This is a genomic window from Streptomyces sp. NPDC001292, from assembly GCF_042896465.1.
GTDB lineage: Bacteria > Actinomycetota > Actinomycetes > Streptomycetales > Streptomycetaceae > Streptomyces.
In genome coordinates this window covers 35,194-60,222 of the sequence record NZ_JBIAXG010000050.1, presented here as the reverse complement: position 1 = coordinate 60,222, position 25,029 = coordinate 35,194, and the positions used below count along the sequence as shown (strand labels likewise).

Annotated in this window: 21 protein-coding genes and 1 pseudogene; 15 read left to right on the top strand and 7 right to left on the bottom strand. The window is 73.6% G+C overall.

Annotated elements, in window-relative coordinates; all coding sequences use genetic code 11:
* Window positions 1-201, top strand: a pseudogene (locus ACFY4A_RS35695) (succinate--CoA ligase subunit alpha); the annotation flags it as partial.
* 172 nt (window positions 202-373) lie between these two features.
* Here the strand turns inward: ACFY4A_RS35695 and ACFY4A_RS35690 are convergent.
* Complete coding sequence (locus ACFY4A_RS35690) at window positions 374-1,273, bottom strand: RNA polymerase sigma factor (protein ID WP_390833462.1); 900 nt, start codon at window positions 1,271-1,273, stop codon at window positions 374-376.
* A 105-nt stretch (window positions 1,274-1,378) separates the two neighbouring features.
* On the opposite strand from ACFY4A_RS35690, the gene ACFY4A_RS35685 reads away from it, so the two are divergent.
* Window positions 1,379-3,241, top strand: a complete 1,863-nt coding sequence (locus ACFY4A_RS35685) for a DUF6350 family protein (protein WP_390833461.1) — start codon at window positions 1,379-1,381, stop codon at window positions 3,239-3,241.
* Here the strand turns inward: ACFY4A_RS35685 and ACFY4A_RS35680 are convergent.
* Window positions 3,231-4,034: a hypothetical protein gene (locus tag ACFY4A_RS35680; protein ID WP_390833460.1), complete on the bottom strand. Its 804-nt coding sequence runs from the start codon at window positions 4,032-4,034 to the stop codon at window positions 3,231-3,233. The genes ACFY4A_RS35685 and ACFY4A_RS35680 overlap by 11 nt on opposite strands.
* Window positions 4,035-4,357: 323 nt before the next feature.
* Here ACFY4A_RS35680 and purN point away from each other — a divergent pair, with 323 nt between their 5' ends.
* Entirely contained in the window at window positions 4,358-4,987 is a 630-nt protein-coding gene (gene purN / locus ACFY4A_RS35675) for a phosphoribosylglycinamide formyltransferase (RefSeq protein ID WP_390833459.1), read from the top strand.
* Window positions 4,984-6,549 (top strand): bifunctional phosphoribosylaminoimidazolecarboxamide formyltransferase/IMP cyclohydrolase, encoded by a 1,566-nt coding sequence (purH, locus tag ACFY4A_RS35670; RefSeq protein WP_390833458.1) that lies wholly within the window; start codon window positions 4,984-4,986, stop codon window positions 6,547-6,549. The genes purN and purH overlap by 4 nt, the downstream gene beginning before the upstream one ends.
* 74 nt (window positions 6,550-6,623) lie before the next feature.
* On the opposite strand, the gene ACFY4A_RS35665 is transcribed toward purH, so the two are convergent.
* The 4 genes from ACFY4A_RS35665 to ACFY4A_RS35650 form a co-directional block, all read right to left on the bottom strand.
* Window positions 6,624-6,980: a hypothetical protein gene (locus ACFY4A_RS35665; protein WP_390833457.1), complete on the bottom strand. Its 357-nt coding sequence runs from the start codon at window positions 6,978-6,980 to the stop codon at window positions 6,624-6,626.
* Window positions 6,981-7,090: 110 nt separating this feature from the next.
* Window positions 7,091-8,650, bottom strand: coding sequence for a protein kinase (locus tag ACFY4A_RS35660; protein ID WP_390833456.1), 1,560 nt, complete (start codon window positions 8,648-8,650; stop codon window positions 7,091-7,093).
* Window positions 8,647-9,393 (bottom strand): FHA domain-containing protein, encoded by a 747-nt coding sequence (locus ACFY4A_RS35655; RefSeq protein ID WP_390833455.1) that lies wholly within the window; start codon window positions 9,391-9,393, stop codon window positions 8,647-8,649. Before ACFY4A_RS35655 ends, ACFY4A_RS35660 begins: the two co-directional genes overlap by 4 nt.
* 114 nt (window positions 9,394-9,507) lie before the next feature.
* Entirely contained in the window at window positions 9,508-10,098 is a 591-nt protein-coding gene (locus ACFY4A_RS35650) for a hypothetical protein (RefSeq protein WP_390833454.1), read from the bottom strand.
* Window positions 10,099-10,371: 273 nt separating this feature from the next.
* On the opposite strand from ACFY4A_RS35650, the gene ACFY4A_RS35645 reads away from it, so the two are divergent.
* The 10 genes from ACFY4A_RS35645 (at window position 10,372) to ACFY4A_RS35600 (ending at window position 22,950) form a co-directional block, all read left to right on the top strand.
* The gene (locus ACFY4A_RS35645) at window positions 10,372-11,226 is read left to right on the top strand and encodes a bifunctional methylenetetrahydrofolate dehydrogenase/methenyltetrahydrofolate cyclohydrolase (protein ID WP_390833453.1); all 855 of its coding nucleotides are present in this window, start codon (window positions 10,372-10,374) and stop codon (window positions 11,224-11,226) included.
* On the top strand, window positions 11,216-11,713 hold the full coding sequence (locus tag ACFY4A_RS35640; protein ID WP_390833452.1) for a DUF3017 domain-containing protein: 498 nt from the start codon (window positions 11,216-11,218) through the stop codon (window positions 11,711-11,713). Before ACFY4A_RS35645 ends, ACFY4A_RS35640 begins: the two co-directional genes overlap by 11 nt.
* Before the next feature lie 489 nt (window positions 11,714-12,202).
* On the top strand, window positions 12,203-13,585 hold the full coding sequence (locus ACFY4A_RS35635; protein ID WP_390833451.1) for a helix-turn-helix domain-containing protein: 1,383 nt from the start codon (window positions 12,203-12,205) through the stop codon (window positions 13,583-13,585).
* A 409-nt stretch (window positions 13,586-13,994) separates the two neighbouring features.
* On the top strand, window positions 13,995-14,984 hold the full coding sequence (locus ACFY4A_RS35630; RefSeq protein WP_390833450.1) for a malate dehydrogenase: 990 nt from the start codon (window positions 13,995-13,997) through the stop codon (window positions 14,982-14,984).
* Window positions 14,985-15,206: 222 nt separating this feature from the next.
* A complete protein-coding gene (locus ACFY4A_RS35625) occupies window positions 15,207-15,563 on the top strand; it encodes a hypothetical protein (RefSeq protein WP_390833449.1) in 357 nt (118 codons plus the stop codon).
* Window positions 15,564-15,756: 193 nt separating this feature from the next.
* Complete coding sequence (locus tag ACFY4A_RS35620; protein WP_390833448.1) at window positions 15,757-17,283, top strand: aldehyde dehydrogenase family protein; 1,527 nt, start codon at window positions 15,757-15,759, stop codon at window positions 17,281-17,283.
* Window positions 17,284-17,383: 100 nt separating this feature from the next.
* Window positions 17,384-18,913, top strand: coding sequence for a GMC family oxidoreductase (locus tag ACFY4A_RS35615; protein ID WP_390833447.1), 1,530 nt, complete (start codon window positions 17,384-17,386; stop codon window positions 18,911-18,913).
* Window positions 18,913-20,052, top strand: a complete 1,140-nt coding sequence (locus ACFY4A_RS35610; RefSeq protein WP_390833446.1) for a glycine betaine/L-proline ABC transporter ATP-binding protein — start codon at window positions 18,913-18,915, stop codon at window positions 20,050-20,052. Before ACFY4A_RS35615 ends, ACFY4A_RS35610 begins: the two co-directional genes overlap by 1 nt.
* The gene (locus ACFY4A_RS35605) at window positions 20,052-21,995 is read left to right on the top strand and encodes an ABC transporter permease (RefSeq protein WP_390833445.1); all 1,944 of its coding nucleotides are present in this window, start codon (window positions 20,052-20,054) and stop codon (window positions 21,993-21,995) included. Before ACFY4A_RS35610 ends, ACFY4A_RS35605 begins: the two co-directional genes overlap by 1 nt.
* 1 nt (window position 21,996) lies before the next feature.
* Window positions 21,997-22,950, top strand: coding sequence for an ABC transporter substrate-binding protein (locus tag ACFY4A_RS35600; RefSeq protein ID WP_390833444.1), 954 nt, complete (start codon window positions 21,997-21,999; stop codon window positions 22,948-22,950).
* A gap of 63 nt (window positions 22,951-23,013) precedes the next feature.
* On the opposite strand, the gene ACFY4A_RS35595 is transcribed toward ACFY4A_RS35600, so the two are convergent.
* A complete protein-coding gene (locus ACFY4A_RS35595; RefSeq protein WP_390833443.1) occupies window positions 23,014-23,544 on the bottom strand; it encodes a carboxymuconolactone decarboxylase family protein in 531 nt (176 codons plus the stop codon).
* Between the two features lie 47 nt (window positions 23,545-23,591).
* On the opposite strand from ACFY4A_RS35595, the gene ACFY4A_RS35590 reads away from it, so the two are divergent.
* The gene (locus ACFY4A_RS35590; RefSeq protein ID WP_390833442.1) at window positions 23,592-25,010 is read left to right on the top strand and encodes a PLP-dependent aminotransferase family protein; all 1,419 of its coding nucleotides are present in this window, start codon (window positions 23,592-23,594) and stop codon (window positions 25,008-25,010) included.
* Window positions 25,011-25,029: the final 19 nt, after the last annotated feature.

Below are 25,029 nucleotides of genomic sequence, written 5' to 3'. Positions count from 1 at the left end.
AACGTGACCAAGCCGGTCGTCGGTTACGTCGCGGGCTTCACCGCGCCGGAGGGCAAGACCATGGGCCACGCGGGTGCCATCGTCTCGGGTTCCTCTGGCACCGCCCAGGCCAAGAAGGAGGCCCTGGAGGCCGCGGGCGTCAAGGTCGGCAAGACCCCGACCGAGACGGCCAAGCTGGCTCGCGCCATCCTCGGCAGCTGAGCACGGCCACCCTCGTCGGCTGAGCTCTGCGAGCCGAGCCGAGCCGGTCCGGTGGGCCCGTCCCCAGATGGGGGCGGGCCCACCGGCGTTTTCCGGGAGCCCACCGGAGTTTTGCGGGAGCCCACCGGGGTTCCGGGAGCCCACCGGCGTTCCGGGAGGCGGACCAACCGGGCTATTCGAGCTCCGGTGCCAGCCGCTCCGGCCCGCCCGCCGCCTCCTTCCTCAGCTCGGCGCGCGGCTTGGGCGCCTGCGGCGCGAGCGGGCCGAGCATGCCTTGCACCGGCACCCCCTGGACCGCGTGCCCGGGGGACACCGGGGGCAGGTAGTGCGTGGGGGCGGTGCGCAGGGTGAGCGTCGTCGCGCCGATGATGGTGGCCGTGAAGGCGATGGCGGACCGGGTCCAGAACCGGGTCCGGCGTTCCCCGGTCGTGCGCACGCCCTCCGGCTCGCCCGCCCCGAGGCGCTCCGTCGAGGCCAGCCGGACCAGCCGCCGGTGCAGCTCCGCCGGTTCGGACAGCTCCGGCAGGCGCGCGGCGAGCGCCTCGCGCGCGTGCATCAGCCGGTTCGCCGCGGCCGGGGTGCTCGCCTCCGTCTCCGCCGCCGTCTCGGGCAGGTCGAGGCCGACACCGTCGTAGAGCACCAGGGTGCGCCGGTACGACGGCGGGAGCAGCATCAGGGCGCGTTGGAGCGCGCGGTCCGCTGGGTCGGACGGTAGGTCGGGGGTGCGGCCCCGCCGGCGGAAGCGGTGCCAGGGGGACAGCGCGCAGTCGTACGCCGTGGCCCGCACCCAGCCCGCCGGGTCCCGGTCGCGGGCCACCTCCGGCCAGCGCTGCCAGGCCAGTTGGAAGGCCTGCTCCACGGACTCGCGCGCCCGCTCGTGCCGGCCGGTGAGCAGATAGGCCTGCCGTACGAGGGCGGGGGCGCAGAACGCGTACAGCGCGTCGAAGGCCTGAGCGGGCGTCAGCGGGTGGTCCGCCTCGTCGATGGCCTGATCCCTCGTCAGCGAGGCGGGCGTGCCGGAGCGTCGGTCCTCCGTGGGAGATGGCAGCGGGTTCGCATGACTGTTCGTCATGACGCGTCCCTCCGTGTGAATAGGCGCATAATCGTATATTGAGTGACACGGCGGAGGTTCGCCTGTTGCGCACGGAAAGCGTGTGTCGTTGGGAGCATGGAGGCCGTGATCCAGACGACCCGCCGACGTCCACCGCTGTCGCGCCTTCGCACCCGCCTGCGGGACCGCTCGCCCGGCCTGGGGGCCGGCTTCCTGGGCGGTGCGGTCGCGGCGGGGCTCGGCCTCGGCTCGTTCGCCGTGCTCGTCATCGCGCTGTGGATCAGCTCGCCGTATCCGGACAGCGGACCCGGCGGCGCGCTGCACGTCGCCGCCGCACTGTGGCTGCTGGCGCACGGCTCCGAACTGGTCCGCACGGAAACCCTCACCGGGGTCCCCGCGCCCGTCGGAGTGACCCCGCTGCTGCTGCTCGCCCTGCCCGCGCTGCTGGTGCACCGGGCGGCCCGGGACGCGTCCGACGGGGGCGACGGAGGCCCGCTGGTCCCCCCGCGCACCGCCTGGGCGGGCGTCGTGCTCGGCTACCTCGCCGTCGGATCCGGTGCCGCCGCCTACGCGGCCGGCGGTGCGCTGCGGCCCTCGTGGGCGTGGGTGGCGGTGGGCGTACCGCTGGTCACCGCGGCGGCCGCGGGCAGTGGCGTGTGGACGGCGTACGGCTGCCCCCGCGCACCCGTGGAGCGGGTGTTGCGCCGACTGCCGGGCGGTGTACGGCGGCTGCTCCTCGGGCCGGGTCCGCGGGCGCGCCTGGGTGCCGCGGCGCGCGCGGCGGGGGCCGGGGCCATGGTGTTCGTCGGCGGCGGGGCGCTGATGCTCGTGGTGTCGCTGGTGACGCACGCCGGGACGGTCCAGGAGGCCTTCCTGGGGCTGACGGAGGGCTGGTCGGGGCGGTTCGCCGTGCTGCTGCTGTGCCTGGCGCTGCTGCCGAACGCGATGCTGTGGGCGGCGGCGTACTCCCTCGGACCCGGCTTCGTGCTCGGCGCCGGTCATGTCGTCGGCCCGCTGTCCTCCGCCCCGGCCCCGCTGCTGCCGCCCTTCCCCCTGCTCGCCGCGGTTCCGGACCCCGGCCCCGGTACCGCGCTGAACTGGGCGACGGCGTCGGTGCCGGTGACGGCGGGGCTGACGATGGGCTGGTTCGTGGCCAGGGCGGCGGTGCGGGAGGAGCGGGGCGGCGGGGACGCACGCGCGGGCGTGCGGGCCTGGTCGTGGCGGCGGACGGTGGCCGGTGCCGGGCTGGCCTGTCTGCTGTGCGCGGCGGTTCTCGGAGCGCTCGCGGCGCTGGCCGGCGGCCCGCTCGGTGGTGCCGCGCTGGCCCGGTTCGGGCCGGTGGGGTGGCAGGTGGGCGCGGCGGCGCTGGTGTGGACCGCGACGGCGGCCGTGCCGACGGCGGCGGCGCTGCGGGCGTGGCGCTGCCGCTCGGTCCGGGTCCCGGTGAGCGGCGCGGCCCGGCCCAAGACCGGCGAAGCCGGGACGGGTACGACCGGCACGGTGCCGCGGCCGTCGGCCGCCGAAGCCATGCGCGCCAGAGTGAGCAGGTGGGGCCTGCTCCTGCGGGCGAAGGCCCCGAAGCCCCGGTCCCCGCAGCCCACGCCGGTGCCCGTTCGCTACGACGACCTCCTCGAGCCGTACGACGTACTGCTCCTCGACCCGCCGGTGCCGGGACCCCTCTCCTGGCACGACGACGGAGCCCGGCAGGCCCGCTGGACCCCGCTGAAGGAGGCGTCGGCGGACACGGAGGCACCGCGGGAGGCCGCGGAGGCGGGGGAGAGCGCGAAGCCGGAAGGAGCCGTGGAGCCGACCGTGCCCGCGAAGCCGGTGGATCCCCCTCCGGCCCCCCGTCACGAGGGCCCCGCGGCTCCGCTCTCCCGGCGGGAACCCGCACAGGAATCCCCGCGGGCACCCCTCACGCCGCGACCGCCCGCACAGGAGTCCGGCGCGGAGGAACCCCCCGAGCCGGACGCCCCGATCAGTCGCTGATCCCCAGTACGCTCCGCAGCTCCGGCGGCAGATGCCGGTCGCAGGACTGCTTGGCCTCGTTGGTGAGGGCGTCGTTCACGCACGAGTAGTAGTCGCGGTAGACCACCTGCGCCGTGAAGTTCACGGCGACCAGGGCGAGCGCCAGGGAGGCGGTGACCAGACCGCTGACCGCGGCCGTCGTCTGCGGGCGGCCCTCGGGCGCCGGGCTGCCGGGGTCGTGCCCGCGCGGCTTGGCGCGCAGCGAGCTGACGCCCCAGTACAGGGCGAGCGCGCCGAGCAGCAGGGCCACGTACGGCCAGCTGAACAGGGCGAAGAAGAAGGCCCACATGCCGCACAGCAGGGCGTACCGCGCGCGGCGCTGGGCGGGGTCGGTGGGGTCCCAGCGCGGACCGGGGACGCCGCTCGGCTTCTGCGGGCCGCCGGGCCGCTGCGGGCGCTCGCCGAAGCCGCTGGAGGAGCGGCCGGGCTGGCGGTCGCTCCACTGACTGCCCCAGGGGGCCCGGCCGCCGCCCTCGCCGGACCCGTCGGATCCGCCCTCGGAGGAGGAGTCACCTCCGGACTGGGGACGGGGCTGCCAGGGGCGGTCGGGGGTGCCCTCCGGGGGCGGTGCGAAGGGGTTGTCGTCCGGGGTGGCGCTGCCGCGTCCGGTGCCGTCCCGCCCGTCCGAGGACGGCCCGTCCGAGGACGCGTCCGGAGGCGAGGACGGGCGCTCCCTCAGCAACACGGCACTGCGCCGCCCTCCCTGCGCCGGCTGCGGAGGGAGCGTGAGGAGTCGCAGGCTGCGGTCCGGCATCAAGTGAGCGTCTTCCCCTTGGTGAGTCACGGCTGATCTGGCACGACCGTTCCGGCACGGACGATCTGGTTCGGAGCGTCCCCCGAAGGCGCTGGGTGCCCACGGTCGGGATCTCTCACCGCGTGAACGCACGGTGCACGCGGTGCGTTCCCGTACCAGCTCCCCCAGACGCTACCTTCCGGCCACGCCCCCGTCCCACGGGGGCCGTCCGATGTGCCGGTATCGTTGCTGACGGTCGGCCGCTTCGTAGGCTTCCCCGTATCCGGGGGCGCGAAGCATTCGTACGACCGTACAAAACAGCTCCCCCGAGAAAGGGCCCCATCGTGGCCGCCAAGCCCGTGGCCAAGCGCCTCGTCGTGCTGGTCTCCGGATCCGGCACCAATCTTCAGGCGCTCCTCGACGCGATCGCCGACACGGGAGTCGAGGCCTACGGCGCCGAGGTCGTCGCCGTGGGCGCCGACCGCGACGGCATCGAGGGACTGGCGCGCGCCGAGCGCGCCGGGGTGCCGACCTTCGTGCGGAAGGTCAAGGACTACGGCACGCGCGAGGAGTGGGACGTGGCGCTGGCCGAGGCCGTCGCCGCCCACGAGCCCGACCTCGTTGTCTCCGCCGGGTTCATGAAGATCGTGGGGAAGGAGTTCCTCGCGCGGTTCGGCGGGCGGTTCGTCAACACGCACCCCGCCCTGCTGCCCAGTTTCCCGGGGGCCCACGGCGTGCGGGACGCCCTCGCGTACGGCGCCAAGGTCACCGGCTGCACCGTCCACTTCGTCGACGACGGCGTCGACACCGGCCCGATCATCGCCCAGGGCGTGGTCCAGGTCCGCGACGAGGACGACGAGAGCGCGCTGCACGAGCGCATCAAGGAAGTCGAGCGAAGGTTGCTCGTCGAGGTCGTGGGGCGGCTCGCCCGCAACGGCTATCGCATTGAGGGACGAAAGGTAGTTATCCAGTGACCGCCGAGAGCAACAAGCGGCCCATCCGGCGCGCGCTCGTCAGCGTCTACGACAAGACCGGCCTGGAGGAGCTCGCGCGCGGGCTGCACGAAGCGGGCGTCGAACTCGTCTCCACCGGCTCCACCGCCGCCCGGATCGCCGCGGCCGGCGTGCCCGTCACCAAGGTCGAGGAGCTCACCGGCTTCCCCGAGTGCCTGGACGGCCGGGTCAAGACCCTGCACCCCAAGGTGCACGCCGGCATCCTCGCCGACCTGCGCCTGGAGGACCACCGGCGGCAGCTGGGCGAGCTGGGTGTCGAGCCCTTCGACCTCGTCGTGGTCAACCTCTACCCGTTCCGCGAGACCGTCGCCTCCGGCGCCTCGCCCGACGAGTGCGTCGAGCAGATCGACATCGGCGGCCCCTCGATGGTCCGCGCCGCCGCCAAGAACCACCCGTCCGTGGCCGTCGTCACCAGCCCGGAGCGCTACGCCGACGTCCTCGCCGCGACGCAGGACGGCGGCTTCGACCTCGCCACCCGCAAGCGCCTGGCCGCCGAGGCCTTCCAGCACACGGCCGCCTACGACGTGGCCGTCGCCTCCTGGTTCGCCTCCTCCTACGCGCCCGTCGACGACTCCGCCTTCCCCGACTTCCTCGGCGCCACCTACGCGCGCAAGAACACCCTGCGCTACGGCGAGAACCCGCACCAGCCCGCCGCCCTCTACACCGGCGGCCCGGTCGGCGGACTCGCCGAGGCCGAGCAGCTGCACGGCAAGGAGATGTCGTACAACAACTACACGGACACGGACGCCGCCCGCCGTGCCGCGTACGACCACGACGAGCCGTGCGTGGCGATCATCAAGCACGCCAACCCGTGCGGCATCGCGGTCGGCGCGGACGTCGCCGAGGCGCACCGCAAGGCGCACGCCTGCGACCCGCTGTCCGCGTTCGGCGGGGTGATCGCGGTCAACCGCCCGGTCAGCAAGGAGATGGCCGAGCAGGTCGCGGAGATCTTCACCGAGGTCATCGTCGCGCCGGGCTACGAGGACGGCGCGCTGGAGGCCCTCACCAAGAAGAAGAACATCCGGGTGCTGAAGGCCCCGAACGGTCCGTGCAGCCGGGTGGAGGCCAAGCACATCGACGGCGGCGTGCTGCTCCAGGCCACCGACCGGCTCCAGGCCGACGGCGACGACCCGGCCCACTGGACCCTCGCCAGCGGCGAGGCGCTGCCGGCCGACGAGCTGGCCGAGCTCGCCTTCGCGTGGCGGGCCTGCCGGGCGGTGAAGTCCAACGCGATCCTGCTGGCCAAGGACGGCGCCTCGGTCGGCGTCGGCATGGGCCAGGTCAACCGCGTCGACTCCTGCAAGCTGGCGGTCGAGCGGGCCGGCGCGGAGCGGGCCCGCGGCTCCTACGCGGCCTCGGACGCGTTCTTCCCGTTCCCCGACGGCCCCGAGATCCTCATCGCCGCCGGCGTCCGCGCGATCGTCCAGCCGGGCGGCTCGATCCGCGACGAGCAGGTCGTCGAGGCCGCGCAGAAGGCGGGCGTGACGATGTACTTCACCGGGACCCGCCACTTCTTCCACTGACCGGCGAACACCCCTGACGGCCGCGGCCTCCGGCCCTCTCGACGAGAGGGCCGGAGGCCGCGCTCACACGGACCTCAGCACGAGGGCAGCGGGTTGGTCTCCGAGGTGATGTCGTTGTCGCTCATCCAGCCCCAGACCCCGTTGTCCGCCTGGGTGTAGACCCAGCGGGTGGGGTGCGGGCCGCCGTGGTTCTGTCCGCCGTCGAACTTGCAGACGAACCAGGACGGGTTGGAGTGCATACGGCCCACGACGGTCCCCGTGTTGGTGCTCTTGTAGACCTTGGCGCCGGTGGCGTTGTTGCAGTACCAGGCGGAGCCGCTCTTCCAGCACGGCGACGCGGCCTGGGCGCTGCCTGCCATACCGAGGGCGAGGGCGGCGCCTGCGGTGACGGTCGCGGCGCCCGCGGCGAGCGCCTTGCGGATGATGGTCATGACTGGGTTCCCCCTTGTTCTTGCCAGAGTTGAGGTCCTGCCACCCCGTCGGGTGGACGGCTCCACCGTGCCCCGCGCACGGCGGCCGCGGTACCTCGGACGTCCCAGGGTCACTTCCCGCCCGGCGGCGTGTACTCCTTGAGGTAGTGCGCGACACGGGCGCCGTAGTCGCGGTACTTCGGGGGAACTCCGCCCGCCGCGTTCACCTTCCGGTACGACGTCCGGTAGGCGGCGGCGATCAGCACCCGCCGGTCGCCGGACAGCCCGGCCTCCAGCCGCGGTTCGATGAAGCACAGATAGCGGCCCATGGCCGGGACGGACACGGCGGGGGAGAAGGGAGGCCGGGGGACCGAGGGCGCCGGCCGTCCGTCGGGCCGTATCCACCAGCGCAGCACCTCGGGGGTCCAACGGGCGATGCCGTACTCGTCCTTGGCCGGGTCCGACAGGCCCGGGTCGAAGTCGCTCTCCACCTTCAGCATGGCTGCGATCAGCGCGGGCGTGACATCCGGCCGCGCGCAGCCGCGGGCGGAGTCGACGATCAGCCGCCGGTAGACGGCGGGGACGCCCCGGTCGGTACGGAGTTCGGCGGCGCCGTAACGGGACGCGGCGGCCGTCGCCGCCGGTGCGGCTGCCTTGGCGTCGGGCGGGCGGTCCGCGCGGGTGCCGACGCCGTGGGCGAGTGCGGCGACGGTGGCCGCGGCGAGCGCCGCGCCCAGGACGACCGTGCGGCGCCGGCGGCGGGCCCCGGGAATCCGGGGGGCCCTCCGGAACCGGGGTGGGGCCGTCCCGGCCGCGGCCGCGACCCGGCGCAGCAGGGCCTGGGTGCCGATGCGGTCCTCGTGCGTACGGGCCAGGCAGCCGCCGACGATCTCCCGCCAGACGTCCGGGAGTTCGGGGGACAGGCGCAGTTCCTGCGAACCGCCGGCGTAGGCGGCGGCCGCGTCCCGGCGGAGTGTCGGGATGGCGCCGGGCAGCGGGAAGGCGCCGGTGAGGACCAGATGGGCGAGGACCCCGAAGGCCCATACGTCGGCGGATGGCCGGATGCGGCGCCCGCGTTCGCCGATCTCGGACCACAGCAGTTCGGGCGGGGTGTAGTCGGGGGTGCAGAAGGCCGGGGTGTAGGCGTGGGTGCCCTCCAGCTCGGCGGCCATGTTGAAGTCGGCCAGGCGCACCGAACCGTCCGGCATCAGCAGTACGTTGGCCGGTTTCAGGTCCCCGTGCACCCAGCCCGCCCCGTGCAACTGGGCGAGCCCCTCGCAGATCTGCGCGAGCAGTACGGGCCCCTCGGCGGGCCGGGGCCCGGCGTCGAGCAGGGCGGCCAGTGAGCCCTGGGCCTTCTCCAGGACGAGCACGGTGGCGCCGTCCAGGTCGGGGCGGGCGGGGTCGTCGACGGTGAGGGTCTCGTACATCCGGATCAGCCGCGGGCGGCGCAGCCTGCGGTGCAACGCGACCTCGCGCTCGACGAGTTCGCGCAGATGGGTCAGCTGGCGCGGGGTGCCGGTGCCGGTGGGCAGGAACTTCAGGGCGGCCGTGCGCGGCAGCGTCCCGTCGCCGCCGGTGCGGTGCCCCTCGTACACGCTGCCGAAGGCGCCCGTGGCGATGGGCCTGCGCACCTCCCAGACGCCGACCCGGTAACCGCGGGGCACCTCCACGGCGTACGGCTCGTTCACCGGGACGCCCGGCTCGGCCGGCCCGCGAGGACGGACAGGTCGTCCTCCCGCACCAGGTCGAAGCGCAGGGCCAGGGAGACCAGCGACTCCTTCTTCCCGTTGAGGCGGGGGCCGGTCTCGGCGGTGTCCGGGCCGGGCTTCAGCCGCAGCTTCACGGCCAGGTAGTCGATGTTCCACTGCACCGAGGTGCGCGACGCGGCCGGCCAGGCCGGGCGCAACCGCTCGACCACCTGGTCGACGGTCGGCGGCGCGGCGTGCGGATCACCGCGCAGCCGGGGCTCGCACAGGGCGGCGAGCACCGCGAAGTAGCGCTTGCTGCGGTCCACGGAGAAGGCGGGCGCGGTGGGTTCGCCGTCGGTTCCGCCCGTGCCGCTCAGATAGTCGTGCCGTGGCGCCCACACCTCGATGGGCAGCAGGTCCCCGGCCGCGGGCAGCACGATCCGGGAGAACTCGAAGGGAACCGGCGCGTCCAGCCGCCCCGGTGCGACCTTGATGTGCTCGCCCGCGCCCTCCGGGTTCTCCACGACGTACGTGTGGCGGCCGGAGAGGTTGCTCAGTATCCAGAACGCCCCGTGCGCGATGATCTCACCGGCGCGGCGGGACACCCCGTCGTGCGCGATCACCAGGTCGTTGTCCGGGGCGGAGCGCCCGAAGGCGAGGCGCTCGCAGGGCGCGAGCCGGAACTGGGTGCTGCGTCGCTCGTCCCCCGTGGTCGGCGGAGGTACCACGATGATGCTGTACAAGGTGCGTCTCCCCGTGCCTGACGGCTACGGAACCCAGACTAGGGCGACGCACCAGGGCCGTGTCCCACTTTGTGTGGTTCCGACACGACCCTCGGAGCAAATGGCGCGAACTGTTCAGTAGCTGGGGCGGTTGAACCAGGCGCCGCCGGCCTTGTTGGCGCAGAAGACGATGATCAGAATGCCCATGGCGAGGCTGAGCAGCGCCAGGACGTTGGCGCCCACCAGGCTCAGCAGGCTGAACAGGATGACGAACGAGCTGTACACGATCGCGGAGACGCGCACGCCGCCGCGCCCGGTGGGGACCTTCACGGCGGTGAAGATCGCCCAGAACGCGAACGCCAGCACGAGGACGCCCAGGACGATCATGACGCCCGCCCCGACGCTCGCCGCCTTGTCCGCGTCCGCCGCGGAGATGCTGCTGTCGGCCGAGACCGCTTCCTCGATCTTGTCGGCGAACCACTTGCTCGCCACCATCATCAGCACGCCGCCCAGCGCCTGGAGACCACCGAGCACGAACAGCATCACGCGGGCCGCCTTCACCGTGCCCGGCATCGTCTGCGGCACCGGCGCGCCGTACGGCTGCTGCACGGGCGGGGCCTGCGGATAGCCGTAGCCGGGAGCCTGGCCCTGCGGGTAGCCGAAGCCGGGCTGCTGGGGCGGCTGCTGCGGCGCGCCGTAGGGGTTGTTCGAGTCGCCGTAACTCATGGCGGTTGCTTCCTCCGTCGATCAGGTGCGGGGACGCGCGGCACCGTACGGAGGAGAGTTCACAGAAGTGCGGTCCGTCCCCCCCGAAGAGCTGCCCGCGGCACTGTGCTCATCATGGTTCTTTACCGGCGACTTACTTGTCCAGCCGCATTCCGCATGTGTTGTGCAAGTGCAACATCACCGGTCAAGACGGTCATGGGCGCCGGGCGCGGGGGAAGCGGGCGGGACCTCCCGGATTGGAACCGTGAGGCGGTCATCCGCGAGGATAAGGACATGACCGCCCAGATTCTCGATGGCAAGGCCACCGCAGCCGAGATCAAATCCGATCTGACCGCCCGCGTGGCGGCGCTGAAGGAGAGGGGCGTCACGCCCGGCCTCGGCACGATCCTGGTCGGGGACGACCCCGGCAGCCGCAAGTACGTCGCCGGCAAGCACCGCGACTGTGCCCAGGTCGGCATCGCCTCCATCCAGCGGGAACTGCCGGCCACGGCGACCCAGGACGAGATCGAGGCGGTCGTCCGGGAGCTGAACGAGGACCCCTCCTGCACCGGCTACATCGTCCAGCTGCCCCTGCCCGAGGGCATCGACGAGAACCGGGTCCTGGAGCTGATGGACCCCGACAAGGACGCGGACGGCCTGCACCCGATGAACCTCGGCCGGCTCGTCCTCAACGAGCCCGCCCCGCTGCCCTGCACCCCCAACGGCGTGCTGACGCTGCTGCGCCGCCACGGCGTGGAGATCAAGGGCTCGGAGGTCGTGGTCGTCGGCCGCGGTGTGACCATCGGCCGGCCGATGCCGCTGCTGCTGACCCGGCGCAGCGAGAACGCCACGGTGACCCAGTGCCACACCGGCACCCGCGACCTGTCCGCGCACCTGCGCCGCGCGGACATCATCGTCGCCGCGGCCGGCTCCCCGCACCTGATCCGCGCCGAGGACGTCAAGCCCGGTGCGGCCGTCCTCGACGTGGGTGTCTCCCGCAACGCGGAGGGCAAGATCGTCGGCGACGTCCACCCCGACGTGGCCCAGGTGGCCGGCTGGCTGTCCCCGAACCCCGGCGGAGTCGGCCCGATGACCCGGGCCCAGCTGCTGGTGAACGTGGTCGAGGCGGCGGAGCGCAGTGTCGGCTGAGGCGGAGGGCACCGGGCGGGAGCCGTCTCCCGAGGAGCCCGGGACAGAGGTACGGGACCCGATCGGCGTGCTGGACGCCGAGGGCGGGCCGCGCCGGGGCACACGCCGCTTTCCGATGTTCACGCGGGACACCGCGCGGCCCGAGGGCGGCGGCCGGGCCGCGCCCGGCGACGCCCCGGCGCCCGCCCGGCAGTGGCCGCTGCTGGCCGTGCTGGGCACGGTGGGGCTCGGGCTGCTGGTGACCGCCTTCGACGCCTTCCGGGTCGGTCTGCTGCTGATCGGCCTCGCGCTGCTCGGCGGAGCCGGGCTGCGCTGGTTCCTGCCCCGGGTCGGCATGCTCGCGGTCCGCTCCCGCTTCACGGACATCGTCACCTACGGCCTGATGGGCTGCGCCATCGTCCTGCTGGCGCTGATGGTCCAGCCGAAGCCGTGGCTGGAGATTCCGTTCCTGGACGACGCGCTGCACTTCACGGTCCGCAACGGCTAGCCGTACGGCGCCGCGCCCGCGGTGGCGGCCCATCCTCTCCCCCGAGTCAGGACGGGCCGCCGCCGGGACCAACCCTCCTGCACCGTGAACGGGCTGTTCAACGCCTGTCCGTGCGCTGTGGCACGGAAGTGACCGTTCCGCTACGGTGTCCGCGCTCTGCCACAGGACTCCGGACCCGGCCGCGCCGGCGGCGGTGCCGTCACCTCCGGGTGGGCCGGGGACCTCTGCGGCGCACGAGGTCACGCCGGGATCCGGGATGTGCCGATGTGTCGACAGGGCCCGCCGCGCGGGTGAGGCTTTCCGCCGGCCGGGCTAGCGTGGGCAGTCGGCGCACCGGCGCGCGCTTCGGTTCGAATGCTCCCGTGCGCCCCTGAAGCGGGACCTGAGATCCTGACGGGGCGCACTCCTGTGGGTAGCGAGAACAGGGACTCCGCACAGGGCGTCACGCGCGGGGGAACAACCAGCACGTACCGGGGGGAAGGGGAAGCGATGCCTCGTTGGAAGGCCTTGCCCGATGAACTCGATCCGCAGATCAGGGAGTTCGCGAGCCAGTTGCGGCGGCTCGTGGACCGCGGCGGCCTGAGCATCGCCGCGCTCGCCGATCGCACGGGCTACAGCAAGACGTCCTGGGAGCGTTATCTCAACGGACGGCTCCTGGCGCCCAAGGGCGCGGTCGTGGCACTCGCCGAGGTCACCGGCACCAATCCGGTCCACCTCACCACCATGTGGGAGCTGGCCGAACGGGCCTGGAGCCGTGCGGAGATGCGTCACGACCGGACCATGGAGGCCATCCGGATAGCCCAGGCGCGCGCCGCGCTCGGGGAGTTCGGCGCGGTGGCGCCCGGCGCCGAGGCGGGCGGAGGCAGGACGGCCCGCAAGAACGGCACCGCCACGGCGGCCCCGGGGAGCGCGGGCCCGGCGGGCGGGTCCCCCGCGGTGCCGGTGCAGCCGACGGCGTCCGACGCCGACGCCCGTGAGGGCACGGCGAGCAAGGCGTCGCCGGCCTCGGAGGGCGCCGCGGCGACGACTCCCCTCCCGGCCGCCGCACCCGGTGCCGGTCCGGACCTCGACTCCGCCTCCGGCGCCCGCGCCGACTCCGCCACCGGAGCCACCGGATCCGGTTCCGGTTCCGAGACGTCGACCGGCGGCAACTCCTGGGGGCTGGCCGGTTACCGGGGACCGTCCCGGGCGGGCGGACGCGCCCCCGGCGCCCAGGCGTCCGCGGTCGGCGGCGCCGGGCCGACTCCCGCCCCCCCGAGCCCGCACTCCGCGGCTTCCCCCGGGCCGTACGCCCAGGACACGCCCGACCGCCCGTACACCGCGGGCTCCCCGAGCCCGCACGGCGAGCCTTTGCGGTCTCCCCGCCCCGCCTCCGGCGGCGGCGCGCGCAAGCGGCAGGTGATGATGTTCCTCGCGGGTGCGGCCAGCGCCCTGGCCGTGATCGGCGCCGCCTTCGTGCTCACCGGCGACGGGGACGACAAGAAGGCCGCGGATGCGACCAAGCCGCCTTCTCCCCCCGCGGACGTCAGCCTGCCGCCCGGTGTCAAGTGCGTCGCGGACGGCTGCACCGGCAAGGACGCCGAGGCCATGGGGTGCAGCGGCAACCTGGTGAGCACGGCCGAGAGCGTCACCGTCGGCACGACCCTGGTCGAGGTCCGCTACAGCAAGACCTGCGGTGCCGCCTGGGCCCGTATCACCCAGGCCGTCCAGGGCGACGAGGTCCGGGTCACGGTCGGCGCGCGCACGGAGAGCGGCACCCTCACGTCGGCCGGCGAGACGATCGCGTACACGCCCATGGTCGCGGTGCGGGACGCGCCGCAGGCGAAGGCGTGTGCGACGCTGGCGTCGGGCCGGACGGGGTGCACCGGTTAGGGATACGGGGTGCGCCTCGGGGAGAGCGGGCACCGGTGAGGGGCCGTCCGGATGACAAGTGGCGCGGGACAGGTGTGGCGGCCGCCGAACCGGGCACGCGGACAGTACCCCCACGGGAGTCCGGTCTTCCGGCAACCCCCATACGGCGGCCGTCCTCGTCCCACCTCTCCCGGACGGGCGGCCGCCTCTCCCACGTCACCGGGCCGTTCTGTGGGCCGGGCCACAGGGGCCCGGCCCACCGGGATCCCGGAGAGGCGATAGCCTGACGGCTGGATCTCTCTTGACGCCAAGAGATCGATCATCCGTTGCGTGATCGGTCATCGCGGCGCCGCCGGTCAGTCGGCCGGCGGCGGGATCCCGCACCCCGGGGCAGGGACGCCCCACCGCCAGCTGTCATACGGAGAACGCCATGACCCGCACTCCCGTGAACGTCACCGTCACCGGCGCGGCCGGCCAGATCGGTTACGCCCTGCTCTTCCGCATCGCCTCCGGCCAGCTGCTCGGCGCGGACGTGCCGGTCAAACTGCGCCTCCTGGAGATCACGCCGGCGCTGAAGGCCGCCGAGGGCACGGCCATGGAGCTCGACGACTGCGCGTTCCCGCTCCTTCAGGGCATCGACATTAGCGACGACCCGAACGTCGCCTTCGACGGTGCCAACGTCGCCCTCCTCGTCGGCGCCCGCCCGCGCACCAAGGGCATGGAGCGCGGTGACCTCCTCGAGGCCAACGGCGGCATCTTCAAGCCGCAGGGCAAGGCCATCAACGACCACGCCGCGGACGACGTCAAGGTCCTGGTCGTCGGCAACCCCGCGAACACCAACGCGCTGATCGCCCAGGCCGCCGCGCCGGACGTGCCCGCCGAGCGCTTCACCGCGATGACCCGTCTGGACCACAACCGCGCGCTGACCCAGCTCGCCAAGAAGACGGGCTCGACGGTCGCCGACATCAAGCGCCTGACCATCTGGGGCAACCACTCCGCGACCCAGTACCCGGACATCTTCCACGCCACGGTCGCCGGCAAGAACGCCGCCGAGGTCGTGAACGACGAGAAGTGGCTGGCCGAGGACTTCATCCCGACCGTCGCCAAGCGCGGCGCGGCCATCATCGAGGCTCGCGGCGCCTCGTCGGCCGCCTCCGCCGCCAACGCCGCCATCGGCCACGTCCACACCTGGGTCAACGGCACGGCCGACGGCGACTGGGTCTCCATGGGCATCCCGTCGGACGGCTCCTACGGCGTCCCCGAGGGCCTGATCTCCTCCTTCCCGGTCACCTGCAAGGACGGCTCGTACGAGATCGTCCAGGGCCTGGAGATCAACGAGTTCTCCCGCGCCCGTATCGACGCCTCCGTCAAGGAGCTCGAGGAGGAGCGCGAGGCGGTCCGCTCCCTCGGCCTCATCTGAGCCACCGCGCCTGTCCGCAAGGCCCCGTTCCGGTTCCGGCCGGAGCGGGGCCTTGCGTTTGCGCCCACACGTACCGGCGCCGCCGATGATCGGTACCGAAGGAGGCGGTCGCCGGATGTGGCTCGTGTCACCGTGGTGTCCTCTGGCCGTCTACCTGCTGCCCGGCCTGCTGCTGGTGACGGGCGTGGCCGTCCGCGGCGACGACCCGCGCGAGCCGGCGGGATGGACATCGTCAACTACCGTGATTCCACGGGCCGTCACCGGCTCCAGGTGTACGAGGTGCGGGAGTCCTCCCCGGACGAGTCGTTCGACCTGCACCTGTCCGCGGACGTGCCCAAGCCCCCGGGCTTCCGGACGCTGTCCCTGGTGAACCTGGACAGCGGCGACTTCACCGGCTCCCGGCTGGAGTACCTGGCCGACTCCCTCAGGGGCGAACCGGACATCGGCACCTGGCACGTCGTGGACGAGCGCTTCCAGGCCTCCGGCGGCAGGCTGTACGCGCTCGCCTCCTACGGCCCCGAATCCCTCAGCACGGCGCTGAGCTGGTTCTGCCCGTCCTCCGCCACCTGCGGAGACTGATCCGCCGCCGCTCCCACCGCCCCGATACCGTCCCTTTCATTCGGCAATGTCCGCAAGTTCCGTGACTCGGAACACTTTCGGTCACCGGTCGGGCATGGACGTCACGGAAGGGGGCAGGTGCCCGCTCACTCTCCCTGGGGAGGACACGAAGTGACACAGGGCTACTGAGCGGCAGCGGAAGGCAGTACCGATCATGGCGGACAGTACGGGACACGGTGCGCGCGGCACCATCCACGCGGGCGGGGAGTGGCGCGAGGCGATCGGCGGCGCCACACGCGAGATCCTCGACCCCGCGGACGCGGCGCCGTTCGCCGTGGTCGCGGAGGGCGACGAGAAGGACGCGGACGTGGCCGTCGAGGCCGCCCGCCGCGCCTTCGACGGCGGCGAGGGCGCCTGGCCGCGCACACCGGTCGCCGAGCGCGCCGCCCTGCTGCGCCGGGTGGCCGACCTCCTGGTGCGCGACCGGGAGGAACTCGGCCTGCTGGAGAGCCGGGACACCGGCAAGACCGTGGAGGAGGGCCGCGTCGACGTCGACTGCGTCGCCGACGCCTTCCGCTACTTCGCCGACCTCGTCGCCGCGGAAGCCCCCGGCCGGGTCGTGGACGCGGGCTCGCCCGACGTGCACAGCGTCGTCGTGCACGAGCCGGTCGGCGTCTGCGCGCTGATCACGCCCTGGAACTACCCGCTGCTCCAGGCCAGCTGGAAGATCGCCCCGGCGCTCGCCGCCGGAAACACCTTCGTGATCAAGCCGAGCGAGATCACCCCGCTGACCACCGTCGCGCTGATCGAACTGCTCGTCGAGGCGGGTCTGCCCGCGGGCGTGGCCAACATCGTCACCGGCCCCGGCCGCACCGTCGGCGCCCGGCTCGCCGAACACCCCGACGTCGGCCTCGTCTCCTTCACCGGCGGCCTGGTCAGCGGCGCCAAGGTGGCCCGGGCCGCCGCCGACACGGTCAAGAAGGTCGCCCTCGAACTCGGCGGCAAGAACCCCAACATCGTCTTCGCCGACGCCTGCGCGACCGACGAGGGCTTCGACATCGCCGTCGACCAGGCCCTCAACGCGGCCTTCCTGCACAGCGGCCAGGTCTGCTCCGCGGGCGCCCGGCTCATCGTCGAGGAATCCGTCCGGGACCGCTTCGTCACCGAACTGGCCCGTCGCGCCCAGAAGATCCGCCTGGGCCGCGGCACCGCGCCCGGCGTCGAGTGCGGTCCGCTCGTCTCCGAGCAGCAGCGCGCCAGGATCGAGGCGTACGTCGCCTCCGCGCTCGCCGAGGGCGCGGTACCGCGCTGCGGCGGCAAGCGGCCCGAGCCCGCCGAAACCCGGCCCGCCACCGGCTACTTCTACGAGCCGACCGTCCTCGACCACTGCACCCGCCAGATGAAGGCCGTCCGGGAGGAAGTCTTCGGTCCCGTCCTCACCGTCGAGACCTTCCGCACCGAGCAGGAGGCGGTCGCGCTCGCCAACGACACCGAGTACGGCCTGGCGGGCGCCGTGTGGACCACCGACGCGGGCCGCGCCCGGCGCGTGGCCGGCCGGCTGCGCCACGGCACCGTCTGGATCAACGACTTCCACCCCTACCTCCCGCAGGCGGAGTGGGGCGGCTTCGGCAAGAGCGGTGTCGGCCGCGAACTCGGCCCCGCGGGGCTCGCCGAGTACCGCGAGACCAAGCACGTCTACCAGAACCTCGCCCCCAGGCCGGTGCGCTGGTTCGCGGGCTGAGCCCGCGGGCCGCGAGCGCGCGCCCCGCCGCGGCCGTACCCGGCACCACCGCAGACCCCGAAGTCCCCGGACCTCCTGACCCCCCACTGGAGCACTCCCGATGCCCGACAACACCCATGAGTTCGACTACGTCGTCATAGGCGGCGGCACGGCCGGTTCCGTCGTCGCCTCCCGCCTCACCGAGAATCCGGACGTCACCGTCGCCGTCATCGAGGGCGGCCCCAGCGACGTCGGCCGCGAGGACGTGCTGACCCTGCGCCGCTGGATGGGCCTGCTCGGCGGCGAACTGGACTACGACTACCCGACCACCGAGCAGCCGCGCGGCAACTCCCACATCCGGCACAGCCGCGCCCGCGTCCTCGGAGGCTGCTCCTCGCACAACACGCTCATCGCGTTCAAGCCGCTGCCCTCCGACTGGGACGAGTGGGAGGCGGCCGGCGCCAAGGGCTGGGGCGCGGTCCCGATGGAGGCCTACTACGCGCGCCTCAAGAACAACATCGTGGCCGTCGACGAGAAGGACCGCAACGCCATCGCCCGCGACTTCGTCGACGCCGCGCAGGCCGCGCTCGCGGTGCCGCGCGTCGAGGGCTTCAACAAGAAGCCGTTCCACGAGGGCGTCGGCTTCTTCGACCTCGCCTACCACCCGGAGGACAACAAGCGCTCCAGCGCGTCCGTGGCGTATCTGCACCCGGTGATGGACGAGCGCGCCAACCTGACGATCCTGCTGGAGACCTGGGCGTACGAACTCCAGCTGAACGGCACCCGCGCCGAGGGCGTCCACGTGCGCACCAAGGACGGCGCCGAACTGCTCGTACGGGCCCGCCGCGAGGTCGTGCTCTGCGCGGGCGCCGTCGACTCGCCCCGGCTGCTGCTGCACTCCGGCATCGGCCCGAAGGCGGACCTGGAGAAGCTCGGCATCCCCGTCGTGCACGACCTGCCGGGGGTCGGCGAGAACCTGCTCGACCACCCCGAGTCGGTGATCGTGTGGGAGACGAACGGCCCCATCCCGGAGAACTCCGCGATGGACTCCGACGCCGGCCTGTTCGTGCGCCGCGACCCCGAGAACGCGGGCCCCGACCTGATGTTCCACTTCTACCAGATCCCGTTCACGGACAACCCGGAGCGCCTGGGCTACGAACGTCCGCCGTACGGCGTGTCGATGACCCCGAACATCCCCAAGCCGAGGAGCAGGGGCCGGCTGTACCTCACCAGCGCCGACCCGTCCGTCAAGCCGGCCCTGGACTTCCGCTACTTCACCGACGAGGACGACTACGACGCCCGCACCCTCGTCGACGGCATCCGCATCGCCCGCCGGATCGCGCAGACCGAACCGCTGGTCGGCTGGCTGAAGCGGGAGGTGTGCCCCGGCCCGGAGATCCTCGGCGACGCGGAGCTGAGCGAGTACGCGCGCAAGGTCGCGCACACCGTCTACCACCCGGCCGGCACCTGCCGGGTGGGCGCCGCCGATGACGAACTCGCGGTCGTCGACCCCGAGTTGCGCATCCGCGGGCTGGACGGAATCCGCATCGCGGACGCCTCCGTCTTCCCGGCCATGCCCGCCGTGAACCCCATGATCGGTGTGCTCATGGTCGGGGAGAAGGCCGTCGACCTGCTCGGAGGTGAGCGCTGATGGCTCTCGCCGTCCCCACCCGCAAACCTCCCACCGGCTGCTCCGAGGCCACCCCCGTCTTCTCGGTGGACGGCCTGTGGAAGGTCTTCGGCCCCCGCGCCGACCGGGTCCCCGCGGACCGGGAGCTCGGCGCGCTCGGCCCCGCCGAACTGCGCGAGCGCACCGGCTGCACGGCCGCGGTCCGCGACGTCTCCTTCGACGTGCGCAAGGGCGAGGTCTTCGTCGTCATGGGCCTGTCCGGTTCCGGCAAGTCCACGCTGGTGCGCTGCCTGACCCGGCTGATCGAGCCCACCGCGGGCACCATCGCCATCGACGGTGAGGACGTGCGCGCCATGGACGGGGCCAGGCTGCGAGCACTGCGCAGGCACCGCGCCGCGATGGTTTTCCAGCACTTCGGCCTGCTGCCGCACCGCACGGTCCTCGACAACGTGGCCTACGGCCTCCAGATCCAGGGAGTCGCCAGGTCCGAGCGGCGCGAGCGCGCCGCCGAGATGGTCGCCAAGGTCGGCCTGAACGGCCTGGAGGAGCGCCGCCCGGCCCAGCTGTCCGGCGGTCAGCGCCAGCGGGTCGGCCTGGCCCGCGCCCTCGCGGTGGACCCCGAAGTGCTGCTGTTCGACGAGCCGTTCAGCGCGCTCGACCCGCTCATCCGGCGGGACATGCAGGAGGAGGTCGTCCGCCTGCACCGGGAGGAGGGCCGGACGATGGTCTTCATCACCCACGACCTCCAGGAGGCACTCCGGCTCGGCGACCGCATCGCCCTGATGCGCGGCGGCCGCATCGTCCAGCTGGGCACCCCCGAGGAGATCGTGGGCTCCCCGGCCGACGACTACGTCCGCGAGTTCGTCCGGGACGTCCCGCGCGAGCAGGTCCTGACGGTCCGCGGGGCCATGCGCCCGGCCTCCGCCGACGAGGCCGGCAGCGGCCCGGCGGTCCCCCCGGAGGCGACGGTCGCGCAGGCCATCGAGGCGGTGGCCCGGGCGGGAGCACCGGCACGCGTGGTCGACGAAGGCCGCTGCGTCGGCGTCGTCGACTCGGACGCGCTGCTGTCCGTGGTGGCCGGGACCGACGCCACGAGGGCACCGGGCGGGCGAGGGGAAGCGGTCCCGCGGGACGCCGGCGCCAGCCCGGAGGCCGTCTGATGGCCACGATCGGCGCACCGGCCCTCCGCGCCGGCCTGCCCGGCGTGCTCAAACGCCCCGCCGGCCACAAGCTCCTGGTCCTCGCGGTCCTGGCGGCCGTCCTCGTCCCGCTGGCCCACAGCCGCTGGGCGAGCGGAACCTGGCCGCACGCGCTGACGGTGGACCTGTCCGGGCCGCTCGGCAGCGCCAGCGACTGGATCATCGACAACCGCGACAGCCACCCGCTGTTCCTCTACTTCCTCGGCCACGTCAGCAACGCGGTCGTGATCTCCGTGCGCGCCGTCTACCTCGCGCTCCTCGCCGCCGGCTGGGCGGGCGTCACGGCCGCCGCCGCCCTCGTGGCATGGCGCGTGGCCGGTGTCCGGCTCGCCCTCGGCACGGCCGCCGCCTTCCTCGCCTGCGGCCTGCTCGGCATGTGGGTGCCGACCATGCAGACGCTCGCCCTGATGGTGGTCGCGGTCCTCGCCTCCGTCCTCGTGGGCACCCTGCTCGGTCTGGCCGCGGGCCTGTCCGGCCGCATGGACCGCGTCCTGCGCCCGGTCCTGGACACCATGCAGGTGCTCCCGGCGTTCGCGTACCTGCTCCCCGTCGTCCTGGTCTTCGGCATCGGCGTACCCGCCGCCGTCCTCGCCACGGTCGTCTACGCCGCCCCGCCCATGGCCCGGCTGACTGCGCTCGGCCTGCGCGGCGCGGACCCGGAGGTGCTGGAGGCGGTCGACTCCCTCGGCGCCACCGCACGCCAGCGCCTGCTGACCGCCCGGATCCCGCTGGCCCGCAAGGAACTCCTCCTCGGCGTCAACCAGACGATCATGATGGCGCTGTCCATGGCGGTCATCGCCTCCGTGATCGGCGCCGGCGGCCTCGGTGACCGCGTCTACCAGGCGCTCGCCTCGGTCGACGTGGGCGCCGCGCTCGCGGCCGGCATCCCCATCGTGCTGCTGGCCGTCGTACTGGACCGGGTGACCGGGGCCGCCGGGGAGCGCCTCGGGCACGAGCGGCACGGCGTCCGCCCCTGGGCCTACGCCGCCGTCGCCGCCGTGGCCGTTGCCCTGACCGCGCGCCTGGCGGGCCGCCCGGACTGGCCCACGGACTGGACCGTCGGCATCGCCGAGCCCGTCAACCGGACCGTCGGCTGGATGACCGCCCACCTGTACTCCGGCGTCCCGTACATCGGTGGCACCGCCGACTGGGCGGGCCGCTTCACCACCTGGATCCTGGACCCGGTCCGCTCAGGCCTCCAGTGGCTGCCGTGGTGGTCGGTGCTGCTGATCGTCGCCGCCCTCGCCTGGCTGATCGGCACCTGGCGCACCGCGCTGACCGCCGTCCTCGCCATGGCCGCCATCGGCGTGCTCGGTGTGTGGAAGCCGTCCCTGGACACGCTGTCCCAGGTGCTGGCGGCCGTCGCCGTCACCCTCGTCCTCGGCTTCGCGACCGGCGTCGCCGCCGCCCGCAGCGACCGCTTCGAGAAGCTGCTGCGCCCGGTCCTGGACGTCTTCCAGACGATGCCGCAGTTCGTGTACCTGATCCCGGTGGTCGCGCTGTTCGGCGTGGGCCGCGCCCCGGCCGTCGCCGCGGCCGTCGTCTACGCCCTCCCCGCGGTCGTCCGGATCACCGCGCAGGGCCTGCGCCAGGTCGACCCGGCGGCCCTGGAGTCCGCCCGCTCGCTCGGCGCGACCAGCGGCCAGCAGCTCCGCCAGGTCCAACTGCCGCTCGCCCGCCGGGCGCTGCTGCTCGCCGTCAACCAGGGCGTGGTGCTCGTCCTCGCCGTCGTCATCATCGGCGGCCTGGTCGGCGGCGGCGCGCTCGGCTACGACGTGGTCTTCGGCCTCGCCCAGGGCGACCTGGCCACCGGCCTGGTCGCCGGCGCGGCGATCGTCTGCCTCGGCCTGATGCTCGACCGGGTGACACAGCCGACCGGCCGCCGCACCAGGAAGGGAGCGTGACATGGGGCGTCGTACGACTCTCCCCGCCGCCGTGGCGGTGCTGGCGCTGACCTGCGGCTGCGGTGCCGCCGACATGACCCGGCAGGCCTCGCCGTTCGCGGGCGCGCGGGGCTCGAAGACCGTGACCCTGTCCGTGCAGTCCTGGGTCGGCGCCCAGGCCAACGTGTCCGTCGCCCAGTACCTCCTCGAACACGAGCTGGGCTACCGCGTCGACACCGTCCAGGTCGACGAGGTCCCGGCCTGGGACGCACTCAGCCAGGGCCGCGTCGACGCCATCCTGGAGGACTGGGGCCACCCCGACCAGGAGAAGCGCTACGTCGACGAGAAGAAGACCATCGTGCGGGGCGGCGACCTCGGGGTGACCGGGCACATCGGCTGGTTCGTCCCGACGTACCTCGCCGAGCGGTACCCGGACATCACCGACTGGAGGAACCTCGACAAGTACGCCGCCCTCTTCCGCACCGCGGAGAGCGGCGGCAAGGGCCAGCTGATGGACGGCTCCCCGTCCTACGTCACCAACGACAAGGCGCTGGTGAAGAACCTGAAGCTGGACTACCAGGTGGTCTTCGCCGGTTCCGAGGCGGCGCAGATCACCCAGATCAAGCAGTTCGCCAAGGAGAAGAAGGCCTTCCTCACGTACTGGTACGCGCCGCAGTGGCTGTTCGAGAAGGTCCCCATGACGGAGGTGCGGCTGCCGCCGTACAAGGAGGGCTGCGACGCGGACGCGGCCAAGGTCGCCTGCGCCTACCCGCACACGCCGCTGCGGAAGTACCTCAACGCCGACTTCGCCCGGTCCGGCGGCGCGGCGGCCGCCTTCCTGAAGAAGTTCAAGTGGACCACCGAGGACCAGAACGAGGTCTCCTTGATGATCGCCGACCAGAAGCTCACCCCGGCCGAGGCGGCGAAGAAGTGGGTGGACGGCCACGAGTCCAGGTGGAAGGCGTGGCTGCCCTGAGGGCGGACGGGGCCCGCCGGGCGTCCCGGTCCAGGGGCCCGGCCCGCCCCTGGACCGGGGCCGTCACTTGTACTGCCCGGGCGTGTAGTGGCCCGGGACGGCGCGGGTCGTCACACCGAACCGGTTCCAGGCGTTGATCACCGTGATCGAAGCGATCAAATGGGCCAGCTCGGCCTCGTCGAAGTGCGCGGTGACCCTCTCGTACACCGCGTCCGGCACGAAGCCGTCGGTGAGGACGGTGACGGCCTCGGTCAGCTCGATCGCCGCGAGCTCCTTCTCCGTGTAGAAGTGCCGCGACTCCTCCCAGGCGCTGAGCTGCACGATCCGCTCCACGCTCTCGCCGGCCGCCAGCGCGTCCTTGGTGTGCATGTCCAGGCAGAACGCGCAGTGGTTGAGCTGCGAGGCGCGGATCTTGACCAGCTCGCGCAGCCGCGGGTCGAGGCCCTGGCCCGCGGCCGCGTCCAGCCGGACCATCGCCTTGTAGACCTCGGGGGCGTGCTTGGCCCACTGCGTGCGGGGCTCGTGCTCGGGCGCGTACGCGGGGGCGCCTTCGGCGGTGCCCGTGTGTTCGCCGGTGTTCGTCGTCGTAGCCATACGGCCGACCCTATGAGCGAAGCAGCCCAGGAGTATGGTCCATTTCCATGGCGGAATCATGGGCCACTCTGGGCCTGGACCTGCATCTGGAACCGGCCGGTCCCGGCCTGCGCCGCGGCCTCACCGACGCCCTGCGCGAGGCGGTCCGCACCGGCCGCCTGGCCCCCGGAACCCGGCTGCCCTCCTCCCGGACCCTCGCCGCGGACCTGGGCATCGCCCGCAACACGGTCGCCGACGCCTACGCCGACCTGGTCGCCGAGGGCTGGCTCACCGCCCGCCAGGGCTCCGGCACGCGCGTGGCCACGGGGACACCCGCCTCGCCGTTCGGGCCGTCGCCGAGCGCGGACGTCCGGCGGACCGGCGCGGCCCGGCACCCCCGCGAACGCCCCCGCCCCGTCCACGACCTCGTCCCCGGCACCCCCGACCTCGCCTCCTTCCCCCGCACGCAGTGGCTCAAGGCCGCCCGCCGCGCCCTGGCCACCGCTCCCCACCACGCCCTCGGCTACGGCGACCCGCGCGGCCGGCCCGAACTGCGCGCCGCCCTGGCCGGCCATCTCGCCCGGGTCCGGGGCGTCCGCACCGACCCCGACCACCTGCTGGTGTGCGCGGGCTTCGCGCACGGACTGCGGATCCTCGGCACGGTGCTGCGGGCCCGCGGCGTCACCACGGTCGCCGTCGAGTCGTACGGCCTCGACGTGCACTGGGACCTCCTGGCCCGGGCGGGCCTGCGCACCCGCCCCCTGCCCTTCGACGAACTCGGCACGGTCACCGGCGAACTGACCGGCCCCGGAGCGGTCCTGCTCACCCCCGCCCACCAGTTCCCGATGGGCGTGCCCCTGCACCCCGACCGGCGCGCGGCCGTGACCGACTGGGCCCGGCGCACCGGCGGCCTGATCCTGGAGGACGACTACGACGGCGAGTTCCGCTACGACCGCCAGCCCGTCGGCGCGCTCCAGGGACTGGATCCGGACCGCGTGGTCTACCTGGGCACGGCGAGCAAGTCCCTGGCCCCCGGCCTGCGCCTGGCCTGGATGGCCCTGCCCCCCTCCCTCATGGCGGAGGCCACGGCCGCCAAGGGGCCCTCCGACACCTGCGGGGTGCTGGACCAGCTGACGCTCGCGGAGTTCATCGCCTCCGGCGCCTACGACCGCCATGTGCGCTCCGCCCGCCTGCGCTACCGCCGGCGCCGCGACGCCCTGGTCGAAGCCCTCGCCACCCGCGCGCCCGACGTCCGCCCCACCGGCATCGCCGCCGGCCTGCACGCCGTGCTGCGCCTGCCGCCCGGCACCGAACCCGCGGTGGTCCAGGCGGCCGCCTGGCAGGGCCTCGCCCTCCACGGACTGTCCCGCTTCCGCCACGAGCAGGCCGCCGTGGCACCGCTGGACGCCCTGGTCGTCGGCTACGGCACCCCACCGGACCACGCGTGGGCGGCGGCCCTGGACGCCCTGTGCCGGGTGCTGCCCTGACGGCCCGTCGGGCGGCCCG